1 protein-coding gene is annotated in these 806 nt (G+C 36.4%); it reads left to right on the top strand.

All coding sequences use genetic code 11. The annotated features are described in order from the left end of the window. The coding region (locus tag MBBWO_RS08045) for an Ig-like domain-containing protein (protein WP_133241514.1) at positions 1-806 on the top strand (806 nt) is incomplete at both ends.

Here is an 806-nt window from a genome sequence, read left to right on the forward strand (position 1 = left end):
TGAAGACTCTGTTTACGGTGAAGATGTTGTCTTAAACATTAGTAGTAGTGTTCCTGGCTATGTAGCTATTATTATTGATGGAAGATACACTATTGGTTATATTGATGGTGAAGTATCCCTTGAACTTCCATATATTGCTGTTGGGGACCATGAAGTTAGTGTAATCTTTATTGGTGATGGAAACTATGAATCCTCACAGGCAAACACCACTTTCACTGTAGATAAAGCAGAATCTGATGTTACTGTTAATATTCCTGTTATTGGTGAGGATTATGTGATTATCTCCACTATCTTTGAAAATGATGCTACCGGGGAAGTCACAGTCACTATTAATGGTGAAAGCGTTACTGCTGAGCTTGTAAACGGTTTACAAGTAATCTACATCCCAAATCTTGGTGCTGGTGATTATCTTGTTGAAATCACCTACAGTGGTGATGAAAACTACAATGAATTAACAACAAACACAACATTCACAATTAATGAAACACTTGTCTTATCTGCTGAAGATACTACTTTGTATTATAAGAATGGTTCTACTTTTGATGTTGCTGTGACTGATGATGGTGAGGCTGTTGTTGGTGTGGATGTGATTTTCACTGTTAATGGTGCGGAGTATGTTCGTGTTACTGATGGTGAGGGTGTTGCTTCTTTGGATGTTAATTTAGCTCCTGGTGTTTATACTATTACTGCGTCTTATGGTGGTTTGTCTGTTACACGTAATGTAACTGTGTTGTCTACAATTGTTTCTGAGGATTTAACTAAGTATTATCGTAATGATTCTCAGTTTGATGTTGTAATTTTAGACA

The sequence above is a fragment of the Methanobrevibacter woesei genome (assembly GCF_003111605.1).
In the GTDB taxonomy this organism is placed as follows: Archaea; Methanobacteriota; Methanobacteria; order Methanobacteriales; family Methanobacteriaceae; genus Methanocatella; species Methanocatella woesei.